The organism is Acidimicrobiales bacterium, assembly GCA_041394245.1.
GTDB lineage: Bacteria > Actinomycetota > Acidimicrobiia > Acidimicrobiales > Aldehydirespiratoraceae > JAJRXC01.
Genome location: JAWKIR010000002.1, coordinates 178,499 through 201,821, shown reverse-complemented (window position 1 = coordinate 201,821; position 23,323 = coordinate 178,499). Strand labels below are relative to the sequence as shown.

30 protein-coding genes and 1 tRNA gene are annotated in these 23,323 nt (G+C 68.7%); 16 read left to right on the top strand and 15 right to left on the bottom strand.

Annotation, left to right across the window (positions count from 1 at the left end; all coding sequences use genetic code 11):
- Positions 1 to 17: 17 nt before the first annotated feature.
- Positions 18 to 491, bottom strand: coding sequence for an inorganic diphosphatase (locus R2707_01120; protein MEZ5243669.1), 474 nt, complete (start codon positions 489 to 491; stop codon positions 18 to 20).
- Between the two features lie 97 nt (positions 492 to 588).
- Between R2707_01120 and R2707_01115 the strand changes: the two genes are divergently transcribed.
- The gene (locus tag R2707_01115) at positions 589 to 978 is read left to right on the top strand and encodes a hypothetical protein (protein ID MEZ5243668.1); all 390 of its coding nucleotides are present in this window, start codon (positions 589 to 591) and stop codon (positions 976 to 978) included.
- Positions 979 to 1,012: 34 nt separating this feature from the next.
- Here the strand turns inward: R2707_01115 and R2707_01110 are convergent, their stop codons facing one another.
- A complete protein-coding gene (locus R2707_01110; protein MEZ5243667.1) occupies positions 1,013 to 1,390 on the bottom strand; it encodes a hypothetical protein in 378 nt (125 codons plus the stop codon).
- 89 nt (positions 1,391 to 1,479) lie between these two features.
- Here R2707_01110 and R2707_01105 point away from each other — a divergent pair, with 89 nt between their 5' ends.
- Positions 1,480 to 2,439, top strand: a complete 960-nt coding sequence (locus R2707_01105) for an ATP-binding cassette domain-containing protein (GenBank protein MEZ5243666.1) — start codon at positions 1,480 to 1,482, stop codon at positions 2,437 to 2,439.
- The gene (locus R2707_01100; GenBank protein MEZ5243665.1) at positions 2,436 to 3,233 is read left to right on the top strand and encodes an ABC transporter permease; all 798 of its coding nucleotides are present in this window, start codon (positions 2,436 to 2,438) and stop codon (positions 3,231 to 3,233) included. The genes R2707_01105 and R2707_01100 overlap by 4 nt, the downstream gene beginning before the upstream one ends.
- A 15-nt stretch (positions 3,234 to 3,248) precedes the next feature.
- Here the strand turns inward: R2707_01100 and R2707_01095 are convergent, their stop codons facing one another.
- Entirely contained in the window at positions 3,249 to 3,680 is a 432-nt protein-coding gene (locus R2707_01095; GenBank protein ID MEZ5243664.1) for a VOC family protein, read from the bottom strand.
- Between the two features lie 152 nt (positions 3,681 to 3,832).
- On the opposite strand from R2707_01095, the gene R2707_01090 reads away from it, so the two are divergent.
- Together R2707_01090 and R2707_01085 are read left to right on the top strand one after the other, a co-directional pair.
- The gene (locus R2707_01090) at positions 3,833 to 4,270 is read left to right on the top strand and encodes a hypothetical protein (GenBank protein MEZ5243663.1); all 438 of its coding nucleotides are present in this window, start codon (positions 3,833 to 3,835) and stop codon (positions 4,268 to 4,270) included.
- Positions 4,270 to 4,506, top strand: coding sequence for a helix-turn-helix transcriptional regulator (locus R2707_01085; GenBank protein MEZ5243662.1), 237 nt, complete (start codon positions 4,270 to 4,272; stop codon positions 4,504 to 4,506). Before R2707_01090 ends, R2707_01085 begins: the two co-directional genes overlap by 1 nt.
- A 131-nt stretch (positions 4,507 to 4,637) precedes the next feature.
- Here R2707_01085 and R2707_01080 read toward each other — a convergent pair whose 3' ends face one another.
- Positions 4,638 to 5,252: a YdeI/OmpD-associated family protein gene (locus R2707_01080; GenBank protein ID MEZ5243661.1), complete on the bottom strand. Its 615-nt coding sequence runs from the start codon at positions 5,250 to 5,252 to the stop codon at positions 4,638 to 4,640.
- A gap of 358 nt (positions 5,253 to 5,610) precedes the next feature.
- Here R2707_01080 and R2707_01075 point away from each other — a divergent pair, with 358 nt between their 5' ends.
- From R2707_01075 to R2707_01055, 5 genes are all read left to right on the top strand, one after another.
- A complete protein-coding gene (locus R2707_01075; protein ID MEZ5243660.1) occupies positions 5,611 to 5,799 on the top strand; it encodes a hypothetical protein in 189 nt (62 codons plus the stop codon).
- On the top strand, positions 5,796 to 6,095 hold the full coding sequence (locus R2707_01070) for a hypothetical protein (GenBank protein ID MEZ5243659.1): 300 nt from the start codon (positions 5,796 to 5,798) through the stop codon (positions 6,093 to 6,095). Before R2707_01075 ends, R2707_01070 begins: the two co-directional genes overlap by 4 nt.
- Before the next feature lie 193 nt (positions 6,096 to 6,288).
- Positions 6,289 to 7,467 carry a serine hydrolase domain-containing protein gene (locus R2707_01065; protein ID MEZ5243658.1) on the top strand — a complete coding sequence of 393 codons (1,179 nt, stop codon included), beginning with the start codon at positions 6,289 to 6,291 and terminating at the stop codon, positions 7,465 to 7,467.
- A gap of 200 nt (positions 7,468 to 7,667) precedes the next feature.
- Positions 7,668 to 8,087: a hypothetical protein gene (locus R2707_01060; GenBank protein MEZ5243657.1), complete on the top strand. Its 420-nt coding sequence runs from the start codon at positions 7,668 to 7,670 to the stop codon at positions 8,085 to 8,087.
- Between the two features lie 567 nt (positions 8,088 to 8,654).
- Positions 8,655 to 9,143, top strand: coding sequence for a hypothetical protein (locus R2707_01055; GenBank protein ID MEZ5243656.1), 489 nt, complete (start codon positions 8,655 to 8,657; stop codon positions 9,141 to 9,143).
- Here the strand turns inward: R2707_01055 and R2707_01050 are convergent.
- The 4 genes from R2707_01050 to R2707_01035 form a co-directional block, all read right to left on the bottom strand.
- Positions 9,089 to 10,270: a tyrosine-type recombinase/integrase gene (locus tag R2707_01050; protein MEZ5243655.1), complete on the bottom strand. Its 1,182-nt coding sequence runs from the start codon at positions 10,268 to 10,270 to the stop codon at positions 9,089 to 9,091. The two genes, R2707_01055 and R2707_01050, sit on opposite strands and share 55 nt — an antisense overlap.
- A 29-nt stretch (positions 10,271 to 10,299) precedes the next feature.
- Positions 10,300 to 10,385: transfer RNA gene (locus R2707_01045), tRNA-Leu, on the bottom strand.
- Between the two features lie 18 nt (positions 10,386 to 10,403).
- Positions 10,404 to 11,426: a phosphotransferase gene (locus tag R2707_01040; protein ID MEZ5243654.1), complete on the bottom strand. Its 1,023-nt coding sequence runs from the start codon at positions 11,424 to 11,426 to the stop codon at positions 10,404 to 10,406.
- A 51-nt stretch (positions 11,427 to 11,477) separates the two neighbouring features.
- Positions 11,478 to 12,374 carry a universal stress protein gene (locus R2707_01035; protein ID MEZ5243653.1) on the bottom strand — a complete coding sequence of 299 codons (897 nt, stop codon included), beginning with the start codon at positions 12,372 to 12,374 and terminating at the stop codon, positions 11,478 to 11,480.
- Positions 12,375 to 12,481: 107 nt separating this feature from the next.
- On the opposite strand from R2707_01035, the gene R2707_01030 reads away from it, so the two are divergent.
- Positions 12,482 to 13,669 (top strand): GGDEF domain-containing protein, encoded by a 1,188-nt coding sequence (locus tag R2707_01030; GenBank protein MEZ5243652.1) that lies wholly within the window; start codon positions 12,482 to 12,484, stop codon positions 13,667 to 13,669.
- Here the strand turns inward: R2707_01030 and R2707_01025 are convergent.
- Entirely contained in the window at positions 13,591 to 13,962 is a 372-nt protein-coding gene (locus R2707_01025) for a hypothetical protein (protein ID MEZ5243651.1), read from the bottom strand. The two genes, R2707_01030 and R2707_01025, sit on opposite strands and share 79 nt — an antisense overlap.
- Before the next feature lie 124 nt (positions 13,963 to 14,086).
- Here R2707_01025 and R2707_01020 point away from each other — a divergent pair, with 124 nt between their 5' ends.
- Complete coding sequence (locus tag R2707_01020; protein ID MEZ5243650.1) at positions 14,087 to 15,049, top strand: PD-(D/E)XK nuclease family protein; 963 nt, start codon at positions 14,087 to 14,089, stop codon at positions 15,047 to 15,049.
- Positions 15,050 to 15,076: 27 nt separating this feature from the next.
- Here the strand turns inward: R2707_01020 and R2707_01015 are convergent, their stop codons facing one another.
- Positions 15,077 to 16,354, bottom strand: coding sequence for an MFS transporter (locus R2707_01015; protein MEZ5243649.1), 1,278 nt, complete (start codon positions 16,352 to 16,354; stop codon positions 15,077 to 15,079).
- Between the two features lie 37 nt (positions 16,355 to 16,391).
- On the opposite strand from R2707_01015, the gene R2707_01010 reads away from it, so the two are divergent.
- Positions 16,392 to 17,153: an enoyl-CoA hydratase-related protein gene (locus tag R2707_01010; protein MEZ5243648.1), complete on the top strand. Its 762-nt coding sequence runs from the start codon at positions 16,392 to 16,394 to the stop codon at positions 17,151 to 17,153.
- An 8-nt stretch (positions 17,154 to 17,161) separates the two neighbouring features.
- Positions 17,162 to 18,718, top strand: a complete 1,557-nt coding sequence (locus R2707_01005; GenBank protein MEZ5243647.1) for an AMP-binding protein — start codon at positions 17,162 to 17,164, stop codon at positions 18,716 to 18,718.
- A gap of 51 nt (positions 18,719 to 18,769) precedes the next feature.
- Here R2707_01005 and R2707_01000 read toward each other — a convergent pair whose 3' ends face one another.
- Genes R2707_01000 through R2707_00980 form a run of 5 tightly spaced genes read right to left on the bottom strand, consistent with a single transcriptional unit; the run spans position 18,770 to position 21,972 of the window.
- Positions 18,770 to 19,363 (bottom strand): GNAT family protein, encoded by a 594-nt coding sequence (locus R2707_01000; protein ID MEZ5243646.1) that lies wholly within the window; start codon positions 19,361 to 19,363, stop codon positions 18,770 to 18,772.
- Positions 19,364 to 19,383: 20 nt separating this feature from the next.
- Complete coding sequence (locus tag R2707_00995) at positions 19,384 to 20,295, bottom strand: Ppx/GppA phosphatase family protein (GenBank protein MEZ5243645.1); 912 nt, start codon at positions 20,293 to 20,295, stop codon at positions 19,384 to 19,386.
- Complete coding sequence (locus R2707_00990) at positions 20,292 to 20,783, bottom strand: DUF501 domain-containing protein (GenBank protein MEZ5243644.1); 492 nt, start codon at positions 20,781 to 20,783, stop codon at positions 20,292 to 20,294. The genes R2707_00995 and R2707_00990 overlap by 4 nt, the downstream gene beginning before the upstream one ends.
- Positions 20,780 to 21,400, bottom strand: a complete 621-nt coding sequence (locus tag R2707_00985; protein ID MEZ5243643.1) for an SRPBCC family protein — start codon at positions 21,398 to 21,400, stop codon at positions 20,780 to 20,782. The genes R2707_00990 and R2707_00985 overlap by 4 nt, the downstream gene beginning before the upstream one ends.
- Positions 21,391 to 21,972 (bottom strand): nucleotidyltransferase family protein, encoded by a 582-nt coding sequence (locus tag R2707_00980; protein ID MEZ5243642.1) that lies wholly within the window; start codon positions 21,970 to 21,972, stop codon positions 21,391 to 21,393. The genes R2707_00985 and R2707_00980 overlap by 10 nt, the downstream gene beginning before the upstream one ends.
- Before the next feature lie 81 nt (positions 21,973 to 22,053).
- Between R2707_00980 and R2707_00975 the strand changes: the two genes are divergently transcribed.
- Both R2707_00975 and R2707_00970 read left to right on the top strand, forming a co-directional pair.
- Positions 22,054 to 22,602, top strand: a complete 549-nt coding sequence (locus R2707_00975) for a hypothetical protein (GenBank protein ID MEZ5243641.1) — start codon at positions 22,054 to 22,056, stop codon at positions 22,600 to 22,602.
- Between the two features lie 37 nt (positions 22,603 to 22,639).
- Positions 22,640 to 23,299 (top strand): hemolysin III family protein, encoded by a 660-nt coding sequence (locus R2707_00970; GenBank protein MEZ5243640.1) that lies wholly within the window; start codon positions 22,640 to 22,642, stop codon positions 23,297 to 23,299.
- Positions 23,300 to 23,323: the final 24 nt, after the last annotated feature.

Below are 23,323 nucleotides of genomic sequence, written 5' to 3'. Positions count from 1 at the left end.
GCCCTCGACGCGTCCGTCTACGCGTGGCCGCCCAGACGAGCACGCGCCGCCGCGATCTCGGCGATGGCGTCATCGAGGCCGGCCCAGTCACCCACCTCGGTCGACTTCGAGGGTTCGAGCGCCTTGTAGATCTCGAAGAAGTGGCTGATCTCGGCCCGAAGATGAGTCGAGACGTCGTCGAGTGTGACGATCTCGTCCCATCGCGGGTCGCCCGCCGGGACGGCGAGGATCTTCGCGTCGGGGCCTGCCTCGTCACGCATCCAGAACACGCCGATGGCACGGGCGTTGATGTGGCAGCCCGGGAAGGTCGGCTCCTCCAGCATCACCAGCACGTCGAGCGGGTCGCCGTCTTCACCGAGGGTCTCGGGGATGAAGCCGTAGTCGGTCGGGTAGGTCGTCGCGGTGAAGAGGTGGCGATCGAGCCACACAGCCCCGGTCTCGTGGTCGATCTCGTACTTGTTGCGCGATCCCTTGGGGATCTCCACAACCATGTCGAAGGTGGCGTCGTTCTCGTCGCTGTTCACTCTCGTATTCTGCCGCCACCGAGGGCGACCCGCGCGTCGGTGGACCCCCCGCTACCGCCGCGAGGTGGTCGACGAAGCGCGCGTGGCAGCGGGGCGCCCCCGAGGGGGTGCCGGCGCGCAGGCCGCTGTCGGCGTGCTCGTGGGCATGTGCCTCCTCACCGGCATCGCCCTGGCGTGGTTCTGGTGGGAAACGGAAGGTGCGTGGCACAGCGTGCCGGCGCTGAGCGCCGAGGTCGACGACGACCTCGCCATCGCCGTGAGCGTCGGATGCATCGACGGGGAGATCCGGGCGTCGGTCGCGGAACGGGCCGACCGCGTGCTCGTGATGGTCGAGATCCGCGGCGAGCGCAGCGACAACGACTGTCTGCACGGTGTCGGAGTCACGCTGCCCGAGCGACTCGCCGGGCGCGAGCTGATCGACTGGCACACGGGCGACCCGATCTCCACCGGCTGACCACGGCCGCCGGAGCGGAGCGGCGCCGCGGCGGCTACTTCGGCTTGGTCACCGTCCAGCCGCGGCGGCGTACCTCCAGTACCAGCGACTTCGTCGACGCGGTGCGCAACACGCGCTCGCTCTCGGTCAGCGGCTCCGACCCGGCAGGCTTCGCCGGGGCCTTTGGTTCGGGCGTGGGCGCGGTCTCCGGCTCGGACGTCGCCTTCGACGCCTCGTATTCCGCGGTCTGGAGCTGATCGATGAACTCGGCCGCTTCGTCGGCGGTGAACTTGCCGCCGGCCTGACGTTGCGTGAACCCCATCGGGCCGCGGGCGTCGCGGAAGTCGGCGTGACCGGCATTGTTCAGCAACTCGAGCAGGTCCTTGACCTGACGCCCCGACGCCGAGGGTCCCGTGCTCTGCCCGAACGCCATGCTGCAGTCTGCCGCCCCGTCGAGGACGGTGCCCCGGCGCGGCGGATTATTCGGACTCACCGTCCGGAGCGACTGGTACCGTCGCCCGGATGCATGCAGTGGTGGCGGACGGTCTGACGAAACGTTTCGGGGAGACCACGGCGCTCGATGGTCTCGATCTGGAGGTCCCGGCGGGAACGGTGCTCGGGCTGCTCGGCCCGAACGGCGCCGGGAAGACCACCTCGGTTCGGATCCTGACGACGCTGCTGCGGCCCGACGAGGGCCGGGCGTTCGTCGATGGGATAGATGTCGTCGCCGACCCGGCCAAGGTCCGAGCGCGTATCGGCCTCACCGGGCAGTACGCCGCAGTGGAGGAACGGCTCACTGGCCGCGAGAACCTCGAGCTGATGGGTCGCTACTTCCACATGAATCGAGCCTCGGGCACGGCCCGTGCCGACGAGCTGCTCGAGCGGTTCGATCTCGTCGAGGCCGGCGACCGGGTGGCCAACACCTACTCGGGCGGCATGCGTCGTCGGCTCGACATCGCCATGAGTCTCGTGGCTCGACCGTCGGTGCTGTTCCTCGACGAGCCGACCACCGGGCTCGACCCGCGGTCCCGTCTGGCGATGTGGTCGCTCATCGAGGCGCTCGAGTCGGAGGGCACCACCGTGCTGTTGACGACCCAGTACCTCGAGGAAGCGGATCTTCTCGCCGACTCGATCGTGGTGATCGACCGCGGCCGCAAGATCGCCGAGGGCACCGCCGACGAGCTCAAGGACCAGATCGGCGGCGACCGCATCCGGGTCTCGATCGCGAACCAGGCCAACGTCGAACGGGCGCAGGCCGCGCTCGCGCCGTTGGCGACCGGCCGCGTCGATGTCGACCCCGACTCGCCGCTGACCATCACGGCGCCGATCCCCACCGGCGGCGGGGTCATTCCCGACGCGATCCGGGCGCTCGACGCGGCCGGCGCGAGCATCGTCGACATCGAGGTCCGCCGGCCGACCCTCGATGATGTGTTCCTGACGCTCACCGGCCACGCAGCCGAGACCGAGGAGGTCGAGTCGTGACGTCTGCCGACTTCGTCCAGCCCAAGGGGATTCGCTCCGGGCTGCAGGACGCTCTGACCGAAGCGGGCCGCCACCTGCGGGTGATCCCCCGCAACATCGAGCTGCTGATCTTCGCGTCGGTGCAGCCGATCATGTTCGTGCTCTTGTTCGCCTACGTGTTCGGCGGCTCGATCGAGGTGCCCGGCTACCGGAACTACTACCAGTACCTGATGCCGGGGATCTTCGCCCAGACCGTCGTGTTCGGGTCGGCGTTCACGTCGATCGGGCTCGCGGAGGACCTCACCAAGGGGTTCATCGATCGTCTGCGGTCGCTCCCGATCTCGCAGTCGTCGGTGCTCATCGGCCGCACCCTGTCGGACCTCGCCAGAAACGTCTTCACGTTCGTGATCATGCTGATCGTGGCGTTCCTCATCGGCTTCCGGTTCGAGGGGTCGTTCGTGGGCGCCATGGCCGCGACTGCGATCCTTCTGGCCTTCAGCTACGCGCTGAGCTGGGTTCAGGCCCTGATCGGTCTGTCGGTGAAGTCCGTGGAGGCGGCCAACTCGGGCGGGTTCATCTGGATGTTCCCGGTCACGTTCGTGTCGTCGGCGTTCGTTGCGACCGACACGCTCCCCCGTCCCCTGCAGGTCTTCGCCGACGCCAACCCGTTCACGGTGGTGACCAACGCCTCCCGGGCGCTCTACAACGGCAACCCGGTCGGCAACGACCTCTGGTACGCGCTCGCGTACTCCGTCGGGATCACCGTCGTCTTCGCCGCATTGTCGACCCGGAAGTTCGCCTCCACCTCTGCGTGAGTTCGGCCGGACGATTCAGAAGAACTGGTCGATCAGGATGGCATTGCCGTCGGGGTCGACCAGCGTGATCGACGCCGCACCCTCGGTGGACTCCGGATCCACCCGGCTCGTGAGCGCGGTGTTCGCCGCGTCCAGCGTTCGCTGGATCTCGCGGACGTCGGTGAACGCCTCGATGCGTTCCATCCGGTTCGTGAGGCCGGGATTGAAGGTCAAGATGTTGCCCTCGAACATCCCGTGGAACAGCCCGATCGTGGTTTCACCGTTCTTGAGGATCAGATAGTCGGCCTCGGGGTCACCTCCCGAGACGACGAAGCCGAGCTGCTCGTAGAAGCGGCGCGAACGGTCGAGATCAGCGACGGACAACGAGATCGAGAACGCCCCGAGTTCGAGTTCGCCGGGCAGGGAAGAGTCCGCGGAGGGGATCGTCGGAAGGTCGAAATCGCTCATGGGCCCGAAACTAACCCGGTGCCGAGACCTCTGCGATGCGCCCACATCGCGGTGGATGTGGGTGGTGGGTCCCCCGCCACCCAGACAACGTCAAGTTCGCTTTACGGAAAGTATCCTTGACATATAGACAAGCGACCTTTACTTTCCTGGTCATGAAGCACACGAACGACACGACGAACGCCGCCTCGGGAAGCCGCGGTCCGAGGTTGAGCACGGCCGACAAGCACCAGCGCGACAGCTACCTCCGGGAGTTCCTCCCGGCCATCGCGCTCTTCGGCATCCTGCAGGCGATTGTCGAGATCACCGTCGACGAGAACACCACGGGAGCGCGGCTCTGGGTGCTGCTCCCGGTGCTGCCGATGATCGGCGTCGCCGTCGCCCTCTACCGCGCCGTCCAGCGGGCCGACGAATACGGCCGCATCGTGATGCTCGAGTGCATGGCCCTCGGCTTCGGTGCGGCGATGATCACCGCGATGGCGCTCGGGTTTCTCGGAGGTATCGGTTCGACCTGGGCCTGGGGCGGGTGGCTGGTCTTCGGTGCCGGCATGACGACGTGGGGTCTGACACTGCTCGTTCGGGGGATCCGCTGATGGAGAACCGGCTGAGGGAACGCCGGGCGATCAACGGATGGAGCCAGGCCCACCTCGCCGACCTGCTCGGCGTGAGCCGGCAGACGGTCAACGCACTCGAGAAGGGTCGCTACGACCCCAGCCTGCCCCTGGCCTTCCGTCTGGCCCGGGTCTTCTCCTCCCCCATCGAGGACCTGTTCACGCCGAGCGAGGAAGACCTCGGCACCACCAACGCGGCATCGACCGCCACGGGCTGACCGCCCGGCCATCGGAGGTGTTCGACTCGACGCGGCGCGGTGCCGGCGCGCTCACGATGGCTCCCTGGGGAGCCGTCGGTGTTCCGTCGGTCGCGCTGGTAGCTCACTCACCATGCGCGTCGCCGTCGGCTTCACCCCTGGGCCCGTTCGCCTTTGGCAGCCTTGGCCACGATCGTCTCGACCCGTCGCTCCCTGGTGTCGGGCTTGACCGCGCTGATCACCCACCAGAGCATCGCCTTGCGAGCGGTCGGAGGGAAGGCGTCCCAGGCGCGGCGCGCCGCGGGGTCGGCATCGAGCCGAGCGGACAGGTCGTCGGGTTCGATGAGGTCCTCCACGGGATCGAGGATGGTCCACCAGCCGTTGGCCTTCGCGGCGTCGACGGCGCGACGACCCGCGTCGGTCATCAGCCCGGCCGCCTCCATCTCCGTCACCCGCCGGCGGTTCAGCCGGGTCCAGGAGCTCTTCGGTTTCCGAGGCGTGACGAGCTGCAGTCCTCGCTCGTCGTCGAAGAGATTCACGGTCGAGTCGATCCAGCCGAAGCAGATCGCCTCTTCGACCACCTCGGGATACGGGCACGCGGGTCTGCCGGTGACCGTCCTCCACGAGCACAGCCAGACTCCGGGCGCCGTGGCGTGGTTCCCCGCGAGCCAGGCCCGCCATTGCGCCCGCGACTCGGCATGGTAGATCGGGAAGCCGAACTTCCAGGTCGCGGGGTGCGAGGAGGACGAACGCGGCACCGAGGTCATCGCCGCCAAGAGTAGAGGCCGCTGCTGACTGGCCGGCGACCCGAGCTGCCGGTGCGAACCAGGGCGACGCTCTCCGCATCGTCGGAACCCCAGCGATGCCGTTCAGTATCAACTGTTCAGAGCGGTGCCCGGGGTGAGATTTGAACTCACACGCACCCGAGGGTGCCGGGGGGTTTAGGCAGGCCGAGGACCGTCCGCCTGGTACGAGCTGGTCCTAAACGTGCTGGTCAGCGCGTTGCCGGGTCCACCGGCTGCGCTGCGATCCGCCTGGATCCGAGCGGTTCGCGACTATTTGGCGACTACTTCGCGCTGCCGGCGTTGGCGTCGGGCCGTAGTACCCGCCTGGTACGGTCGGTTCGTGGCCGAACGCAAGATCTGGAGCGCCGCCGAGCTCGAGCAGATGAGCCCCAATGAGCGCGACGCGATCGTGCGGGCGGGGTTCGAGACCGACCTCACGAAGGTCTCCCCTGACCTCCTCGAGCGCGCACGGCGAAAGATCCAAGCGCACATCGCATCCAACGAGGGCACCCAACCGGCCCAACCGTGACCCGCCGCCACGTCCGCGTCGACGCCAGCTTCTTCGACGACCTCGACGCCCAGCTCGGACCAGACCGCGGACCCAACGGCGAGCCGTCTAGCACCGACCTCTTGGTCATGGATCTTCCCTCGATCGTCGACCGCTTCGCCGAGGACTTCGACACGCTCGCCGTCGCCTACCCAGGTCGAGACGACTATCGCGTCCTCATCACGACCGGGACCCTCGTCGCGACCGCCGTCATCATCGGCCAACTCGTCGCCGACGACACGGTCGTACTGCTGGGCATCGACATCGAAGTCGCCTAGCCAGAGGACGAAGACTCCGGTTGAGAGCCGCCGATATGTAGGTCGGATTCCGCGACTTCGCCCACGCTGAATGCCGGATAGCGCGTTGGTTCGGGACTCCGACCGCCAATGTGTTCTGAGCGGCTGGGCGGTCCGATCGGGCACGAGGCCGCTCGAGAAGTGGCCCATTCCATGGAGTCGTAGCCTTCATGTCATGACCATCGAGGTGCACGGTGATGTCGAGGACGGCTATGGCGCTGTTGCTGACGAGTTCAGGCGGAACTTCGTCGAGCGCAAGGAGTTGGGCGCAGCCTGCGCGATTGTCCGTGACGGCGAGCTCGTGGTCGACCTCTGGGGCGGATACCGGGACAAGAAGCGCACGAAGCAGTGGCAGCGGGACACGCTGGTCACGGTCTGGTCGACCACCAAGGGCATGTCTGCCACCGCGATGGCGGTCGCTCACAGCCGCGGGCTCTTCGACCTCGAAGCTCCCGTCGCCAGCTACTGGCCCGAGTTCGCGCAGTCCGACAAGGAGACCATCACGGTGCGCCAGCTCCTTGAACACGAGGCCGGACTCGCGGTCATCGACCAGCCGCTCGACCTGGAGACCGTCGGTGATCCCGACGCTCTCAGCGCCGTGCTCGCAGCACAGAGGCCGTCTTGGTCGCCGGGTTCGGCGCACGGCTACCACGCGCAGTCACTCGGCTGGTACGAAAGCCAACTGCTCCGTCGGGTCGACCCCGATCGTCGAACCATCGGCCGCTACTTCGCTGACGAAGTCGCCACCCCGCTGGGCATCGAGTTCTACATCGGCTTGCCGTCGTGGCTACCCCGTGAACGTGTCGCTACGTTCGTCGGCGGCAGCAAGGCTGGCATGGCGTTGCACTTTCGAGAGGTTCCGTTCGCTGTTCTGCGACGGATGATGAACCCGCGAAGCATGACCTTCAAGGCGTTCACGAATCCACGAGCGCTGACCAAGTTGCCCGATATCAACAAGCCAGGTCTGCTCGAGATCGAATTGCCGTCGGTGAACGGGACAGGCACCGCTCGGGCGCTGGCAACCGTGTACGGCGACCTCGCAACCGGCGGTTCCAGGCTCGGGCTAGACCCCGAAACGATCGCCGAACTCGAGCGCCCCCAACGACCGGAACCCGATCTGGTCTTCGGGATTGAATCCGCGTTCCGATTTGGCTTCATGAAGCCGTTCCCCATCCTCCCCTTCGGGTCATCCGACAGGGCATTCGGCCACACCGGGTCAGGCGGCTCGTTCGCCTACGCCGATGCCGACTCTGGAGTTGGGTACGCATACGTCATGAACCGCAACGGGTACGGGCTGCCGACCGACCCACGCGAGGTCGCCCTGCGCGAGACGCTGCAACGAGTGATCTCCTGAAAGTCACCCACCGAGCGGGCCGACGAGTCGCCGACCGAGGTCGCCCATATCGGATTGAGCACAACGTGGGGATCCCCGCTCCTCATCGGCACCTCGCGCGCTCGGCTGGCCGCTCCTGAACGCCGGGGTCATCGGCGCGGACCACACTGGTCAGGATGGATCGGATATTGGTGTTTGGCCGCGGTGGTGCGGGGAAGTCGGTGTTCGCACGTGCCCTCGGGGCGAGAATCGGTGCCGAGGTCATCGAGCTCGACAAGCTGTTCTGGAGCGACAGCCTCGAGCCGTTGACAGCTGAGGCCTGGGTCGAGCGGCAAGCGTCTCTGGCCGCGGAGCGTCGCTGGGTCATGGATGGAGACCTCGGACCCTACGACGTTCTCGAACCTCGCCTTCGACGCGCCGACACCGTGGTCGTGCTCGATCTGCCGCTTTGGCTCTGTGTCTGGCGGGCATGGCGACGCGGGCGCGAACGCAGAGACTTCTGGGCCTGGACTCTGCGATGGCGACGGGCGAGCCGGTCAAAGATCCTCCAGGCTGTCAGCGATATCGCTCCTGAAGCCGACCTCGTCGTGCTCACCGACCGCGGCGCTGTCGAGCGCTGGCTGTCGGAACTCGATTCCTAAGAGAACGGAGCCGCCCAGATCGACGAAACAGCCGAGGGCAGCGACGCGCCCCTGATCGGCGCATATCGGACTGGAGACTCCGCTACAGATGACAGCAGCGCTCACCGCAGCGCCAGCCCGCTCCAGCTTCTGCCAGCTCCCTGCGGCCGTCAGCACCCAGCCGTGGCTGCCGGCCCCAGCATCTACTGCCCGCCAGGAAAGCGCCGAGACACATCTGGAGCACGCGAGCGCCCGGAACACCCCGCCGACACAGCGCCTCCATCGCCAAGTGCCGACCTCCGTGTTTCCCTCCCCGACCGAGCAAGCCGCGATGAAGGTCCTCTACCTCGTCGCCACTACGACGAAGCACCGTGAGAACATGACCGGCAGGATCAACGGCTGGAAGGCCATCTTGAACAGGCTCACCGTGCATACGGCGACCGCATCGCCCAGATCAGTGCGATGACCGCATGAGCCCCACCACAGAAAATCCGACAGACCCGGGCCAGCGGTCGAAGGTGAGGTCCAGCCAGTCCGTTCGCCGAAGCCGCTCGGCAGGGAGCCCAGCTGCGTGCGACGATGTCGGCCGTGACGTTGATGTCGATTCTTGCCGACCACGAAGGCTTGTATGAGATGTCGAGGATGGGACGCGCTGGCCTCGTGGCTGCGCTGATGGCCATCGCTGCAGTTGTCGCCTATCGATGGGCCAGCCCTGCCGGAAGTCGTCCATGGGCGTCCGCTGCGGGCCGGCTGGCCTCGGCAGGCCTGGCGGTCGCCGCCGTGACGATCGGTCTCGGCCTCATTCCGAGGGAGGCCTCGCGCGGCTACATCATCTGCGGACCGCCCTTGAACTTGCCGGATTCACTGCCGGCCTTCACGAACGCGGGTGCGGATTGGGCCGACTCGGTTCACTGCAATGAACTGATGCAGGCACCGATGTGGTGGCTCGTCCTCGGGCTCCTGGGATCGGCCGGACTCTTCCTCGCCGCGAGGCTGACGTCTGGGGCGAGATCGTCGATCGATCAAACGCTGTCGCCGGTCGTGGACCGGCCATCGGCGGACTCGGGAGCCGCGTAGTCAAGCAACGAGGCAACCTCCTCGGCGGCGTCGCGATCGAGTGCTGGGGCGACGTGGGAGTAGAGGTCGAGCGTCACGCCGACAGTGGCGTGGACGAGGCGTTCGGACATCACCTTGGGGTGCACGCCCGCCCGGAGGCCGATCGTGGCGTAGGTGTGGCGCAGGTCGTGCAGCCGGATCCGAGGAAGGTCGCAGCGGTCGGCGAGCCGGCGGAACGTCTTGCTCAACTGATCGGGGTGTAGCGGCCGCCCGTCGTCAAGCGTGAACACGTGGCCGTCACCAACCCAGACTGGCCCCAGCGCCAGGCGGACGTTCGTCTGCTCGGTCTTGTGGGCTCGGAGAACGCCAACCGTCGCCTTGTCCAGCGACACCCGCCGTCGGCTCTTCGGGGTCTTGGTCGTTCCATCGATCACGATCGGGCCGGCCGTCGTCCGAGTCGTCACCACGAACAGTTCAGCGGTCTCGAGGTCGACGTTGTCCCACCGGAGCCCACACACCTCGCTGCGGCGCAGACCGGTGGTGGCGAACAGCACCATCGCGGCGTAGAGCGGATCATCGGCCGCCGACCGCAGGAACGAACTCAGCTCATCGGGAGTCCACGTCGGCCACTCGGCTTTGACGTCGGACGGCGCCTTGGCGGCAGCCGCCGCGTTGCGGTTCACCAGCCCGAGACGCTCGGCATCGCCCAGCGCTCGGCGCAGAACCCCATGCGCGTTGCGGGCCGTCTTGCGGGCCCGCCCCTCGTCGATCAGTCGCACGTAGGCCTTCTCGACCGCCAGCGGCGTCAGGCGCTGCAGGCGCACGCCTCCGATCTCTTCCGCGATCAGACCGGCCGAGCGCCGGTAGCCGACCATCGTCGTTGCTCGCAGGTCGACCGCTGCTCGATCAAGCCACTCGTCGAGGTACTCGCCGACAGTGACATCGTTGCGATCGACGTGGACACCGTCGTCGATGTCGACCAGCACTCGGTTGAGCGCACGACGGGCGTCGCCCTCCGTGCCGAAGCCGGCCTTGGTCGAGTAGCGACGCCGCCCGGTCTCGGCTCGGGGCAGCTCGACTCGATAGCGCCAGCCCTTCCCGTGGCGCTCCGGTCTGAACCCAGAATCGAAGGAAGCTCGATCAACCAAGAACGGCACGATATACCTGTTCAGAACGGTGCCCGGGGTGAGACTTGAACTCACACGCACCCGAGGGTGCCGGGGGGTTTAAGCCCCCTGCGTCTGCCGATTCCGCCACCCGGGCCTGCGGGCACCGTACCCGTCAGAAGAGCGTGGCGACGTCGTGGTCGGTGCAGGCGAGAGCGAACCGTTCGACGTTGGCGTTGATGATGTCGACGGGCTGCATCTGGGTCGGACACAGGAACCAGAGCAGGCCGTGGAGGAAGTGGCGCCGATAGGTGAGCCATGCGTCGTCCCAGCCCGGCGGGTCGGCGACGCCGTGGGCCCCGAGCCCGGCCAGGTAGCCCTCGAGCAGGGCGACCTCGTGGGCGCGGCGATCGTCGGGGCTGAGCGCGCCGGCCAGGAAGTAGCAGACTTCGCGGGCCCAGTGGCCGGCCTTGACCCCGCCCCAGTCGAGGAACGCCGCTCCCCCATCGGCGGTGACGAACGTGTTGCCGAGGTGGGCGTCGCCATGGCAGAAGGCCAGGGGACGCTGGGTGTCGAGGCGCCACAGTTCCTCGACCATCGGACGACTCCGCTCGCGGTCGCGGAACGCCGCCGGCACGTGCACGCCGGTCGGCCCGTCGATGCAGGACTCCCAGTAGCCCTCGGCCATGAGGATTGCGCCGAGGGCGTTCGAGCCTTCGAAATCGGGGATGCCGGGCACCCGGCCGTCACCCCACCAGCGGGCATGGAGGCTCGCGAGCTGGGCCAGGCCGTCGGCCACGAGTTCCACCGACCAGGGCGCTCTCGGGTCGGTGATCGTCCCGCCGGAGTCGACCACGTCCTCCATCACCACGACCCCGTGTTCGTCGTCGTGGACGGCGGCATAGGGCTGTGGCGTGACCACGTCGACCTCGGGTTGGCCCACCGCGTAGAACACGGCCTCGGAGCGCACCGAGGTGGGGATGCCGTGATCCTCGAACGCCGCCTTCAGATACAGCGAGGCCGGGACTCCGTGAGGGTTCGCCGCGTAGTCGACAGCCAGACGCACCTTGGTCAGCGAACCGTGGATCACCTGTTCGACCGCCACCGACGACACGACCGTCTCCGGTCGCCCCTCCGACAGCGCAGCGGTCAGCCATTCGGCGGTCACACCATCGAGGTCACCGGGAACATGCACCATGAGGTCGATGCTTCCATTCGTGAGCGCGGCCGTCGATTCGCCGGCGACGGTTCAGCTGACCGAGCGGGCCGGTCCCGAGCCGCGCACGACGAGCACGGAACACTCGCCATCGGCCAGCACCTGCTCAGCGGTGGTCCCGAGCTCGGACGATCCGGCGCTCACATCGCCGGCCCCCATGACCACGAGGTCGGCCCGGTAGAGGTCGGCGAGCGCAAGGATCGATCGGCCGGGACTTCCGTCGACGAGGTGCACATCGCCGACATCGTCACGGTCGAACAGCAGCTCGTCGAGCGACTGCCGATGGGCCCACTCGACCGCAGACACGATGTCGGACTCCGTCTTGTGGTCGAGACGATGGTCGGCGGCGCGCGCCAAGAGCTCGAGGTGACCGGTCTGCCACGCGTGCATGACCCGCACCCGGCCCCCGTGCAGCTCGGCCTGAGAGCTCGCGAGATCGAGAATCAGTCGGTTGAGTTCGGCATCGGCATCGAGATCGAGGGCGGCGAGCACACACGAGCCCTCGAATCCCGGGCGCAGCAACCAGACCGGGCAGGGCGCGCCCCGCACGATTCGGAGCGAGGCGGCCGCACTCTCGACGCTGCGATCCGCGGCGACGATCACGAGGTCGTGCCCACCCGACTCGACCGCGTCCGCGGCGATCGCCGACAGCGACCCGACGGCGACCTCGACCGTCACCGACGACGCGTCGATCCGTTCGACCCAGTCGACCAGGCGCTGCTCGACCGCGGAGATGGCACGGTCCAGCAGGTCGGCGACACCGGCGGCGTCGGCGGCCTGCTGTTCGACATCGCTGAGCGGTTCGAGATGGCCGAGCACCCGCACGTCGGCCCCGGAGGCCTCGCCCAGTGCAACCGCCTCGGTCAACGCGGCCGGCGGTTCGACCGCGGTCGTCACCGGGACCACCAGGATTCGCCGAAACCGTCGCATGCGCACTCCTGTTCGCAGGGGATTGCGACAGAGTAACGGCCACACTCCGACGGTCCCCAGGGGTGCGCCCCGACTCAGATTCGACCGGCACGAACCGAAGCTGCGGCGTGTCCCGCATCCGCCTGATCGTCGGTTGGCTCCGCCCGAGCCTTCCCGAAACGACTGCGGAGGTGCGCGCCTCGGTGGATCGAACGTTGGCCGACACGGCGCTGCGACTCAACGTCGTGGTCGCCACCCTTGCCCCGCTGACCGCGCTCAGCTGGGTGGTTCTCCTGTGGGGACACGCCGACCACGCCCGGCTTCTCGGCTGGTTGGGGATGGTCACGGCCACGTCGGTGATGATGCTGCTGGTCGTCGTCCGCTACCGCGGCAACCGCAGCCGGGCCGAGGCGGCGGCGACCGAACTCGCCGCGGTGCTGTTCGTCGCCGGGTGCGCATGGGGATCGCTCGGTGCCCTCGTGGTGCCGGACACCGACGCCTGGCGCTCGGTGATCGGGATGATGCTGCTCTCGACCCTGGCCGTCAACGCCATCTTCACGGCATCGGTGCCACGCATGTTCTGGGCGTTCCAACTGCCGGTCGCCGGCATCGGTGCCGTCGCGTTGATCCAACAGGGCGGCGGCGTGAGCCGGACCGTGGGCTTCATCGTGCTCTACGCCCTTCCGTTCAGCGCTGTGCTGGCATTCATCAACCGAGGAGCTGACGAGCGCGCGGCGTACTACGCCGCGGTCAACCTCGAGACCACCGCCCAGCTGCGGGAGCTCAACGCCCGCCTGGCGCACGAGGCCGCACACGACCCGCTGACGGGCATGGCCAACCGGCAGGAGTTCGGTCGGCGACTCGCGGAGGCGGTGGACGAACACCCGCGTGAGGTCGCGGTGTTGTTCATGGATCTCGACCGCTTCAAGGAGATCAACGACGAGTTCGGGCACGCGACCGGCGACGCCGTCATCCAGCTGGCGGCCCGACGCATTCTCGGCCGGCTTCGCCCGCACGACATCCTGGCCCGGTTGGGCGGCGACGAGTTCACCGCCGTCATTCCCGGCGCGGAATCCCCCGCCGATGTGGAGCGCATCGCCGAGCGCATCCTCGAGGGCTTCGAGGAGCCGTTCGAGTCGGGCGGACGGGAACACCGCCTGGGCATCAGCATCGGGATCGCGTTGCCCGACGAGCCGACGTCGGCGGAAGCACTGCTCCAGATGGCCGATGCCGCCCTCTACGACGCGAAACGGGCCGGCCGCGGACGCTTCGAGACACACGGTTCGGGCCCGGACTCCTCCGACGCGCTCGCCTGAGCGGCCGGATCCTCCACCGCCAGCCAGAGTGCGGCGCGGGCCCGGTCGGCCTTCGTTCCCGACAGGTCGTTGGCGGCGACGACGCCCTCGATCATGTCGGCCAGCACCGCCGACCACGGTCGCCCCTTGAGCCGCACCGCGACCGACGGGACGCCTCGCCGCCGTCGCAAGGTGCGCGACACCCCCTCGATGCCGGGCGGCGAGCGGAACCCGGGCACGACCAGATCACGAAGACGCGCGGCCTGCCCGAGGCTCCGGGCGGCGTTGGCGAACTTCAAAGACGTGGCCTCCATGGCGGTCATACTGCCGAGGCCGTGTGACAGTCACGGGCAGTGGCGACGATCGCGCGGACCGGCCCGAAACGTCCCCGCGGGGACGTCCCCGCGGAGACGTCGCCGCGTGTGCAACAGTGCCCGGGTGGAGACACCGGTCGAGCTGAACCCCGCGCAACAAGACGTCCTCGCCCAGCTCGGCGCCAACCGCGACGAACGTCCCCGCTTCGACGCCGTTCTGCGGCATCAGCTCCGCCGCGAACTCGAAGACGGGCTCGCGCCGCTCGTCGAGCTCGTCGACCAACGCAAGGACGCGAAACCCGGCGACAACATGTTCGTCTCCAAACACATGCTCGGCCGCATCATGGGCTGCGAACGCCGCTTCCTCGCCGAGGAAGCCGAAGAGTTCGCGTGGTCGGTCCCGATCGCGCGCGGGACCATCGCCCACAAGGCGATCGAGCTCAGCATCCACTGGCGCCGTGAACCCGAGCCGCTCGTGCTCGTCGACGAATCGATCAGCCGCCTCTCCGAAGGCATCGACGGGCTCGCCGACTGGCTCCAGCAGGCGACCGAGGTCGAGCGGGCCGAACTCCGAGCAGAAGCCAACGATCGCGTCGTCAAGTTCCTCGAGTGCTTCCCACCGCTCAAGCCCGGCTGGCGGCCGGCCACCGAGAGCCGCCTCCGGCTCGAGATCCACGACCGCTTCGTGCTCAGCGGCAAGGTCGACCTGGCGCTCGGCCAGGCCGAAGGCGACGTCGCCGGCAAGGTGCTGATCGACCTGAAGACCGGCGGGTTCGCCCCCCAGCACCTCGACGACCTCCGGTTCTATGCCCTGCTCGAGGCGATCCGCCTCGGCACGCCACCCCGTCGCCTGGCCACCTACTACCTCGACCAGGGCCGCTTCCTCCCCGAGGACGTGACCGAGAATCTCCTGTTCTCCACCGTCGCCCGCATCACCGACGGCATCGCCCGGGTCCTCGACCTGACCTCGGGCGGCCGACCGGCCACGACCGCGCCCGGCCCGGCCTGCCGCTGGTGCCCGGCCAAGGCCGACTGCGACGACGGTCAGCGCTACCTCAGCGACGAGGACGACGACCCGGGCTGGTAGCCGTCCTCGTCGCTGAGGTGGCGCTGCCTACGTGGTGTGGACCTCGTCGTCGAGACCCTCGAGTCGACCGGTGACGGTGAGGACCACCGCGACGACGATGAGCACGGCACCGGCCACCACGAAGGTCTCACGGGCCCCGACCCGTTCGATCGCCTGACCGAGCGCGAGCTGACCGAGCGGGTTCGCGATGAGCAGCGTGGTCAGATAGACCGACAGCACCTTCGCCCGCACCGACTCGTCGACTTGCAACTGGATCGACGTGTTGAGCGTGGACGCCGACGCGATGTGGGCCATGCCCATCAGGAACAGGCCGCCCTGGGCGAGCAGGAATGTCGGGGCGACACCCGCGACCACGATGCCGATGCCGTAGAGCACGAGCGCGTACTGCTGGATCACCGATCGCTTCGTGAACTTCGCCACCCAGGCCACGCCCGGCGACGCGATGACGGCGCCGAGCCCCGCCGCGAACAGCATCTGGGCGAAGCCGGCCTCGACCTCGAAGACCTCTTCGGCGAGCGCGACGGACATGGTCTGGCTGGCGAGACCGAAGAAGCCGATCAAGGTGACGGTGCCGATCGCCGTGATGATGCCGGGGCGGGTCCGGGCGAACCGGAACGCAGCGATGAACTCGCGCAGCGGACGCATCCGCTGCGACCGATCACGATCGACGTAGGGAACCGAAACCGCCAGCAACGCCACGATGATCGTCGCGAAACTCACGGCGTTGACCAGGAACGCCCACCCGGGACCCCACACCTTGATCACGACGCCCGCACCGAGTGGGCCCAGAAGGCGGGCCAGGTTGAACTGGGCGCTGTTCAACGTGATGGCGCTCATCATCGTGTCGCGCGGGACGAGATCGGCGACGAAGGCCTGCCAGGCCGGCAGGTTCAGCCCCGCGGCGGCGCCGGCCAACACCGAGGCAGCGACATACGCGGTCGGCGAACGGACCCCTCCGAACCACATAGCGACGAACATCAGGCTCGCCACGGCCTGCAGCGTCTGCGTGACGATCAGGATGTTGCGCCGCTGGTAGCGGTCGGCGATGGCCCCGGCGAGCGGGCCGAGAAGCGCAGTCGGCAAGAGCTGTGCGAAGCCGGCGAGACCGACCCACGCGGCGCTGTCGGTCAGCTCGTAGATGACCAGGGGCACGGCGACCGCCTGGAAGAACCGGCCGGCGTTGGAGACGATCGCAGCGAGCCAGACGATCAGGAAGTTGCGGTGCCGCAGCGCCGCGAAGATGCCGGGCACCGCTGCGCTTTCCTCGGGCCCGCCCTCGGCTCTCGTCACGACCTCTTCCGACACCGCCTCACCGTACGGCCGAGCTGCCAGAATGCCAGCCATGTCCCTCATCGAGACCGAAGTCCGAGACCGCGTCGGCATCCTCACCCTCAACGATCCCGACAAGCGCAACGCCATCACCCTGGCGATGAACGACGAGATCGCCGACGTGCTCGACGCATGGGAGGCCGACGACGGCATCGGCGCGATGGTCGTCACCGGCGCGGGCAAGGGCTTCTGCGCCGGCGCCGACCTCGACGACCTCCTCGCCGAGCAGGGCGAAGCGGGGATGAAGAAGATCTACGAGGGCTTCCTGCGCATCGCCCACACCTCGCTGCCCACCATCGCCGCGGTCAACGGTGCCGCGGTCGGCGCCGGCTTCAACATGGTCCTGGCCTGCGACATCGTCCTCGCCGCCCGCGAACGGGCCCGGTTCGACTCCCGCTTCCTCCAGATCGCCCTGCATCCGGGCGGCGGCCACACCTGGCGCCTGCGCTCGATCGTGGGGCGCCAGACCACCATGGCCATGGTGCTCTTCGGCGAGGTCGTGCAGGCCGAAGAGGCCAAAGAACTCGGGATCGTGTGGAAGGTCGTCGACGACGAGACCCTGATCGACGACGCCGTCGCCCTCGCCGCCGTCGCCGCCGGGCAGGGCAAGGAACTCAATGCCCGCACCAAGGCATCGATCCTCACCCTCGACACGGTGTCGGAGTCCGACGCCGCGGTCGACCACGAGCTCTGGCCCCAGCTGTGGTCGATGGAGCAGGGCGACTTCCGCGAGCTCGTCGCCCGCCTCCAGGCGAACATCAGCTCCAAGAGCTGACCGGCAGCGTGGCGCTCGACATCGACGAGGAGACCGGCCTGGTTCGCCGGCCCGCACCGAACCCGTACCCGTTCGGGTCGAGCCTCCTCACCGACCTCGTTCCCGAGCGCCCCGACGACCCCGACCGCCTCGCCCTGATCGACGGCGACCGGACCTGGAACCGGCTCGCGCTGAGCGACGACGCCCGACGGGCCGCGGCGGTGCTGCACGACCTCGGCGTGCGGCCCGGCGACCGGGTCGCATGGTCGCTCCCCAACTGCGCCGAGCTCCCCATCGGATTCCTCGGCACCCAGCTCACCGGTGGCGTCTGGCTCGGCATCAACCTGCCCCTCGCCGCGCCCGAGAAGCGCTTCCTCCTCGACGATTCGGGCGCGAGCGTCTTCGTCGCGACCCGCGAGGTGCTCGACGAGGTCGGACACACCCCCGGGCGACGAGACGTCTCGTTCGACGAATGGGGCGCGCTGGTCGGTCGGGCCGATCCCCATGCCGCGCCGGCGATCGACCACGACCCCCATGCGCCGGCGGCGATCGCCTACACCTCGGGTACCACCGGGCGTCCCAAGGGCGCGGTGCACAGCCAGCACAACCTCATGTGGCCGGGGCTCGTCACCGTGGAGCTCCACCCACCCGTCGCCCACGACCGTCAGGGCACACCGCTCGCCCACACCATCCTCAACATGCTGGTGCTCGGCGTGGTGTCGGCGTGGGTCCGCGGCACGACCGGAGTCGTCCTCCACAGCACCCATGCCGCCGAGTTCGCCGCGGAGGTCGAGCGTCACCAGGTCACCCGCACGACGCTGGTCCCCACGATCCTGCACGACCTGGTCCACCGCCCCGAGATCGATCCCGCGTCCCTCCGCTCGCTCGAGAGCATCATCGTCGGCGGGGCCGGGACCCCGGCGCCCCTGCGACGGGCCTTCCGCGAGAAGTTCGGCATCCGGGCCATCAGCGGCTATGGCCTGTCCGAGGCGCCGAGCGGGATCGTGCGCGAATCGGCCGAGGAGGACATCGACGAGGTCGCCGCCGGCTATCCGCTGCCCCTCCTCGGCCTGCGTATCGTTGACGACGACGATCGACCGGTGGCTCCCGGGACCGAAGGCGAGATCTGCGTCCTTCCTGCGACGACCGGCGCGTGGGCGGGCAGCTGGACTCCCACGCTCGGCTACTGGCGTCGTCCCGAGTCGACCCGCGAGCTCCTGCGCGGCGGGGCACTCCACACCGGCGACATCGGCATGCTCGACACCAATGGCCGCTTGACCATCAGCGGCCGCCGGTCTGAGCTGATCCTGCGCGGTGGCGCCAACGTCTACCCCGTCGAGGTCGAGACGGTGATGGCCAACCACCCCCACGTCGCCGAGGTGGCCGTCTACGGGGTGCCCGACGAGCGGCTCGGCCAACGGGTCGCCGCCTCGATCGTCGCCGCCGTCGACGACCCCGATCTCGACGACATCCGCACCCACTGCGCCGAACACCTCGCCGCCTACAAGATCCCCGCCGTCATCGACGTCCGCCCCTCACTCCCCCGCAACGCCATGGGCAAGGTCCACAAACAGGCCCTTCTGTGAGCTTGAACGCCGCTGTCAGCGGCGTTCAAGCTCACAGAACGAAGAGACTGGTCAGTAGTCGATCCACTCGCGGATGAGTTCGTCCTTGCGGGTCTCCCATTCCTCGGAGGTCATGGCGTAGCGGACGTGGTCCTCCCACACGCCGTTGATCTCGAGGTAGCGCTCGGCCGTACCCTCGTTGCGAAGGCGGAGCTTCTCGGCCACCCGCCGACTGGCCGAGTTCCGAGGCACGATCGCCGCCTGGATGCGATGCAGGTTGAGGTCCTCGAACGCGAAACGGGCGGCGACGACGAACGCCTCGGGCGTGTAGCCGTTGCCGGCCATCGCCTCGTCGATCCAGTAGCCGACATAGGCCGACTGGAACGGACCCCGCTGGATCGAGTTGAGGTTGATCTCACCGCCGAACACACCGTCGACGAAGATCCCGAAGCCGTAGCCGCTGCCGAGTTGGCGCTCACGCTGGCGGGCCGAGCAGCGCACACCGAAGGCGTGGGCGTCCTCCACCACGTCGGGCGAACCCGGTAGCCGTGCCGGCTCCCACTTGGTGAGCCAGTCGGTGTTGCGACGCCGCACTTCCTGCCACTTCGCGAAGTCGCCGGCCTCGAGCGGGCGAAGAAGGACTCGGCGTCCAAACAGCGTGGTCACGGCCGGTGATCGTAGGGCAGTCAGGCGTCGAACAGCGAGAATGCCAGGCCGTCGAGGATGTCGGCCTCGCTCACGAGCACCTCCTCGATCCCGAAATAGCGCATGATCCGCACCAGGATGCTCATGCCGGCGACGATCGTGTCGACCCGCCCCGGCTCGAGGCCGGGGTTGTGGGCCCGGTCGGCACGGTTCTCCATCGCCACGGTGCGATACACGTCTTCGGCCGCCTCCTTGGTCAGGCGGAAGTGGTGGACCCGGTCGCGGTCGTACTCGGGCAGACCGATCTCGACCATCGCCGCCGCCGACACCGTGCCGGCCAGGCCGACGAACGTCGCCGCCCCGAACGACTCCGGCATCTCCCGAGCGACGTCGTCGAGATGGGCTTCGGTGATCGAGAGACAGGCGAGCAGCTCCTCGGGCAGCGGCGGATCGGTCTCGATGTACTTCTCGCTGAGCCGCACACAGCCGATGTCGAGCGACATCGCCGATGTCGCCTCGGTCGATCCGAAGGCGAACTCGGTGGAACCGCCACCGATGTCGAAGACCAGGAACGGGCCGTCGGCCGGATCGAGATCGGCCGTCGCTCCCCGGAACGAGAGCCGGCCCTCCTCGAGACCACTGAGCAGCTCGGGGCGGGTGCCCACCACGGCCTCGGCGGCGTCGAAGAACTCGTCGGCATTCGCAGCGTCGCGGGCCGCCGACGTCGCGGTGATCCGCACCCGCTCGACGCCGTGTCGGTCCATGACGGTGCGGTACTCGCGCAGGGCGGCGAGGGTCCGCTCGATCGCGGCCGGGCTCAGGCGGCCGTTGGCGTCGACCCCCTCGCCGAGCTTCGTGATGGTCATCAGCCGTTCGATCGTGGCGGTCCCGTCGTGCACGAGCAGCCGGGTCGAGTTGGTACCGCAATCGATCGCGGCGACAGGAGCGGTCATTCGGAGTCCTCGGTTCCCCGTTCGGAAGGCGCATCGGCACGCGATTCGGCGAGTTGCCGGGCGACCCACCGGCCGACGGGGTCGTCGCCGCCGGCGAGGTACCAGGCGTAGTGGGCATGCAGGCACTTCACCCCGCGGCGGGTGCCGCCGACGCCGTCGGACGGCGCCGGGCCCTGGTGATCGTCCGGGAGCAGGGCGTCGCGTTCGGCGGCGTAGCGGGCGTGGGCAGCCGCGAGCTCGTCGGCGTCGACCGCCTCCTCGGCCCGACGGACACCACCGTCGGCCTCCAGGCGACCGATCTCCTTGCGCACCCGCTCGCCGCACAGCCAATAGAGCGTCGGCATCGGGCGACCGCCGACCAGCAGGGGCGCATTGCGCAGGACGACGGGGTCGCCGGACTCGTCACGGACCACGATCTCGAAGTCGCCGCCCGGCGGTCGGCCGAGCAGCTCCTCGACCCTGGCCCGGTCGGCGGCCGACACGCTCATCGGCGCAACCACCAGCGCACCACCAACACGATCGCGACGATGACGGCGATGCGCTTCAACACGGGCGTGCGGGCCGCGTCCAACAGGTCGATCGCCTCGGGTTCGGGCATCTCGATTCGGCGACGAGCCGACCCGTCGCCATTGGTCTCGGCCCGGGCGGGATCGGTGCGGGTGCCGTCGAGCGCCGCGGCGAGGTTGTCGGCGAACTGCGTCATCAGGTTGGCGCTGACCTCGGGGAGCACGCCCTTGCCGAGTTGGGCGACACGGCCGGTGAGGGTGAGGTCGGTGTCGACCAGCACACGGGTGGTGGTGTCGTTGATCGGTTCGAGCTTGGCGGTCACCAATGCCTCGGCGCGTCCCTCGCCCTGCGCATCGAGGCCCTGTCCGTTGACCACGATCTTGTGGTCGATCGCGTTCTGCTCGACGATGGTCGCCGAACCGGCGAACTCGGTGACGATGCGGCCGAGGCGCACCTTCACCACGCCGCGGTACTCGCCGTTCTCCACCTCGTGCAGATGGGCGCCGGGCAGGCAGGGCGCGATCAGTTCGACGTCGGTGAGCGCCGCCCAGGTCTCTTCGACCGGACGCGCGACGTCGAAGCTGTTGGTCAGCTCCACCGGCGGAGGTCCTCGAGCGTGTCGACATCGGCTTCGTTGCCCTCACACGGCACCGACTCGACCATCTCGGGCCGTTCGCGCATGAGCGCCCGCGCCCCTTCGTCGCCCGACACCGGCAACGAGGACCACATGGCGTCGGTCAGCTTCACGGGCGGACGCTTGCCGTTGCCGAAGTCGGCGGCGGCGATGTCGCTGCCGGCGGCGGCGACGGCCTGCCAGCACTCGGTCGGCACGCCCGGCTGGTCGCCGAGCCCGACGACGATCGTGCGGTGGCCGCGGGAATCGGCGTACATGGTCGCGGCCCGCAACGAGGTGGATTGGCCGTCCTCCCAGCGTTCGTTGTGGAGGATCGTGACGTCGTCGGGCATCACCGGCACGAGGTCGACAGACCCGCTCACCACGATGACCTCGTCGAAACCGGCGGCCCGCGCCGCATCGACCGCGTGCCGCACGATGGGCTTGCCTCGCACGACGGTCAGCAGCTTGTGGTCGGGGCCGGCGAAGCGGCTGCCCGCGCCGGCGGCGAGGATCACCGCCGCAGTCGTGGTGACGGGCGGTACATAGGTCGACATCGCCCCAGTCTGGCGGCCGGTCGGCCCGGTGCCACGCCAACGGGTGACGCGGGCACCGATGACGGGCATAGGGTGCGTCGGATGGACTCGAGCCAGGATCCCACGACGCAGGTCTCGCCCGACCGACCACCGGCGGTCCGGGTCACGATGCTGCTGGCCGATTCGGCCCAGGTGGCCGACGGCAAGCTCTACATCCTCGGCGGCGGCATCACCGCCATGGGGCCACGTCCGCAGCCGATCGGGATCGCCATCCGCATCGAGGTGCCGTGGGACCGCGCCAACGTGCCCCACACCTGGCGGCTCGACCTGCTCGACGAAGACGGCCATCCGCTGACGGTGCGGGAGAAGCCGCTCGTCGTCCACGGCCGCTTCGAGGCAGGACGACCGGCCGGGCTGAAGCCCGGCACCCCCCTGTCGGTCCCGTTGGCGATCAACTTCCCGGCCGTACCGGCGACTCCCGGCAAGAGCTACACGTGGCAGCTCTCGATCGACGGCACGACCCAGGTCGACTGGCGCCAGAGCTTCCACATGCGGGCCGGGGCGAACAACCCGCCGTCGTCGCCTCCCCCGCTGTCGCCTCCCCCCGGCGTCGACCCCGACGACCCCGGCCGCCTCCCCGGACTCGGCTGACGACGGTATCGCCCCTGACACGTGGCAGGCTGGAGCCATGACCACTCGTGTCGACCCCGATGCACTGCGCCCCCACCTGCGGGGCCGCTCGCACGAATACGCATTCGTCGTCGCCCTCACCCTGCTGCCGATCATGATCGTGGCAGCGCCCGGGGTGCTCCCCCGCTTCGTCACCGCCCTCTATGCCACCGCGATCGCCGCACTCTTCGGCATCAGCGCGCTCTACCACCGCGTCGACTGGTCGCCGACGGGCCGGTTGCGGATGAAGCGTCTCGACCACTCGATGATCTTCATCGCGATCGCCGGCACCTACACGCCGCTCGCCGTCTTCGCGTTGTCGTCCGACGTGGCGAAGGTCGTGCTGCCCCTCGTCTGGATCGGCGCGATCGTCGGCATCGTCATCCGCAACATCTGGCACGACGCGCCCAAGCCACTCGCAGCGGCCCCCTATGTCGCCGTCGGATGGGTCGCCGTCTTCGTGATGTTCGACATGTGGCGCTCGCTCGGCGTCGCCGGATTCACCCTCGTGGCCGTGGGCGGGCTGCTCTACACGGTGGGCGCGATCGTCTACGCCTTCCGCCGTCCCAACCCCTGGCCCCGCACCTTCGGGTACCACGAGGTGTTCCACCTCCTGGTGATCGGCGGCGCCACGCTGCACTACATCAGTGTCGCCTTCGTGGCGCTCCCCAAGGCGTAGCCGACCTCGTCCTCGCCGGGCCGA

Excerpts from the sequence above, each read along its gene's own strand:
- R2707_01120 (MEZ5243669.1), bottom strand. The coding sequence starts at position 491 with ATGGTTGTGGAGATCCCCAAGGGATCGCGCAACAAGTACGAGATCGAC.
- R2707_01110 (MEZ5243667.1), bottom strand. The coding sequence starts at position 1,390 with ATGGCGTTCGGGCAGAGCACGGGACCCTCGGCGTCGGGGCGTCAGGTC.
- R2707_01105 (MEZ5243666.1), top strand. The coding sequence starts at position 1,480 with ATGCATGCAGTGGTGGCGGACGGTCTGACGAAACGTTTCGGGGAGACC.
- R2707_01095 (MEZ5243664.1), bottom strand. The coding sequence starts at position 3,680 with ATGAGCGATTTCGACCTTCCGACGATCCCCTCCGCGGACTCTTCCCTG.
- R2707_01090 (MEZ5243663.1), top strand. The coding sequence starts at position 3,833 with ATGAAGCACACGAACGACACGACGAACGCCGCCTCGGGAAGCCGCGGT.
- R2707_01085 (MEZ5243662.1), top strand. The coding sequence starts at position 4,270 with ATGGAGAACCGGCTGAGGGAACGCCGGGCGATCAACGGATGGAGCCAG.
- R2707_01080 (MEZ5243661.1), bottom strand. The coding sequence starts at position 5,252 with ATGACCTCGGTGCCGCGTTCGTCCTCCTCGCACCCCGCGACCTGGAAG.
- R2707_01065 (MEZ5243658.1), top strand. The coding sequence starts at position 6,289 with ATGACCATCGAGGTGCACGGTGATGTCGAGGACGGCTATGGCGCTGTT.
- R2707_01040 (MEZ5243654.1), bottom strand. The coding sequence starts at position 11,426 with ATGGTGCATGTTCCCGGTGACCTCGATGGTGTGACCGCCGAATGGCTG.
- R2707_01035 (MEZ5243653.1), bottom strand. The coding sequence starts at position 12,374 with ATGCGACGGTTTCGGCGAATCCTGGTGGTCCCGGTGACGACCGCGGTC.
- R2707_01025 (MEZ5243651.1), bottom strand. The coding sequence starts at position 13,962 with ATGGAGGCCACGTCTTTGAAGTTCGCCAACGCCGCCCGGAGCCTCGGG.
- R2707_01010 (MEZ5243648.1), top strand. The coding sequence starts at position 16,392 with ATGTCCCTCATCGAGACCGAAGTCCGAGACCGCGTCGGCATCCTCACC.
- R2707_00995 (MEZ5243645.1), bottom strand. The coding sequence starts at position 20,295 with ATGACCGCTCCTGTCGCCGCGATCGATTGCGGTACCAACTCGACCCGG.
- R2707_00990 (MEZ5243644.1), bottom strand. The coding sequence starts at position 20,783 with ATGAGCGTGTCGGCCGCCGACCGGGCCAGGGTCGAGGAGCTGCTCGGC.
- R2707_00980 (MEZ5243642.1), bottom strand. The coding sequence starts at position 21,972 with ATGTCGACCTATGTACCGCCCGTCACCACGACTGCGGCGGTGATCCTC.
- R2707_00975 (MEZ5243641.1), top strand. The coding sequence starts at position 22,054 with ATGGACTCGAGCCAGGATCCCACGACGCAGGTCTCGCCCGACCGACCA.
- R2707_00970 (MEZ5243640.1), top strand. The coding sequence starts at position 22,640 with ATGACCACTCGTGTCGACCCCGATGCACTGCGCCCCCACCTGCGGGGC.